The sequence below is a fragment of the Acidovorax sp. HMWF018 genome (assembly GCF_003061035.1).
Lineage (GTDB): Bacteria > Pseudomonadota > Gammaproteobacteria > Burkholderiales > Burkholderiaceae_C > Acidovorax > Acidovorax delafieldii.
Genome location: NZ_QAIM01000210.1, coordinates 1 through 1,702, shown reverse-complemented (window position 1 = coordinate 1,702; position 1,702 = coordinate 1). Strand labels below are relative to the sequence as shown.

2 protein-coding genes are annotated in these 1,702 nt (G+C 63.7%); one reads left to right on the top strand and one right to left on the bottom strand.

All coding sequences use genetic code 11. From position 1 onward, the window contains the following. On the bottom strand, window positions 1-292 hold a 292-nt coding region (locus DBR23_RS07630; RefSeq protein ID WP_146191271.1), incomplete at its 3' end, for a LysR family transcriptional regulator. Window positions 293-402: 110 nt separating this feature from the next. Between DBR23_RS07630 and argC the strand changes: the two genes are divergently transcribed. Next, window positions 403-1,338: an N-acetyl-gamma-glutamyl-phosphate reductase gene (gene argC / locus DBR23_RS07625; RefSeq protein WP_108497830.1), complete on the top strand. Its 936-nt coding sequence runs from the start codon at window positions 403-405 to the stop codon at window positions 1,336-1,338. Window positions 1,339-1,702 lie beyond the last annotated feature (364 nt).

The window sequence follows — 1,702 nt, the reverse complement described above, 5'->3', positions numbered from 1 at the left end:
GCCGCACCCGCCCCTCCAGCCCCTGCACCTGGCGCCGTACCAGGTCCATGGCCTCGTCGGCATCGGCCAGCAGACGCCGCGCCCGCTCCACCAGCACCTCCCCCGCGCCGGACGGCCGCACCTCGCCCCGCTTGCGCACCAGCAATGGCGCACCGATCAACGCCTCCAGGTCGGCAATGTGCAGGCTGACCGTGGGCGGCGCCAGGTGCAGCGTGCGGGCCGCTTCAGCGAAAGACCCGAGGTCAGCGATGGTGACCAGGGTACGCAGCCGGTCGAGATTGAGTTCGCGCATGACGTTCAGCAGAACTGATCTTGATGTTTGTGAAATTCAACTTTTCAAATTTTATACCGGCGCTGAAGATTCCCACATCCCATCTCCCACCCCTGCCAGGAATCCGCACCATGACCACCCAGCCCCTTGTTTTTATTGACGGCGACCAAGGCACCACCGGCCTGCAAATCCACCAGCGCCTGCATGGCCGCACAGACCTGCAGCTGCTGACACTGCCCGAAGCCGACCGCAAGAACCCCACCTGCCGCGCCGAAGCCATCAACAGCTGCGACATCGCCATCCTGTGCCTGCCCGACGCCGCAGCCCGCGAAGCCGTGGCCGCCATCCACAACCCCTCGGTGCGCGTGATCGACGCCAGCTCGGCCCACCGCACGGACGCGCAATGGGTTTACGGCTTTCCAGAGATGGATGCGACGCAGGCCGCGCGCATCGCCAACGCGAAACGCGTCAGCAACCCCGGCTGCTACCCCACAGGCGCCATCGCCCTGCTGCGGCCCCTGGTGCAGGCCGGCTTGTTGCCTGCCGACCATGCGCTCACCATCCATGCGGTATCGGGGTATTCCGGCGGTGGGCGCGCCCGGGTGCAAGCACACGAAGGCCCCGAGGCAGCCCATGCGCCTGCCTTCCAGGTCTACGGGCTGCAGCTGGAGCACAAACACACGCCCGAGATCGCGCAGCACGCCGGGCTGTCGCAGCGCCCGTTTTTTCTGCCCTCGTACGGCGCATTCCGCCAGGGCATCGTGCTGACTATCGGGCTGCATCTGCGGCAGCTCGCGCCCGGCACGCAAGGCGAACACCTGCACACCTGCCTGCAGCAGCACTATGCCGACGCCACCTTCGTCGAGGTGATGCCCCCCGCCTCCACCGAAGCGGCCGAGCATCTGGACCCGCAAGCCCTGAACGGCACCAACCGGCTGCAGCTGGGTGTGTTCAGCAACGCCCGCCACGGTCAGGTGTTGCTGACCGCTGTGTTTGACAACCTGGGCAAGGGCGCCTCGGGGGCGGCGGTGCAGAACCTGGATCTGATGCTGGGTGCTGCGGCCTGAAGGACGTGGACAGGTGCGGAACGCCAGTCAACCTTAGAAACCAAGCAGGCGTAAGTCGTTGATTTTTTTCAGCTTCCTCCAAACTGCGTAATTGGTGTTTAGAGAACCGCGTCACTCTAAATTCGTCGGTGCGGTTTTTGCGCCACTACAGTTTCGTGGGTGCGAAGCTCGCTATCGGACGCAAAAAGATGACTTAGTCTGTTCGCCCTCGTCAACAACTTCGCATCAGGGAGTCGCACCAAGTCGACCACCGACATCCTTAGAACAACACCTTCTGCGCACTCGTCAATGCCGCAAAGCTGTCTCCCAACGGCTGAAGAATCGCATCAGCAATGGGCTGGAGTTGTTTGACGAGGTAGTGCTC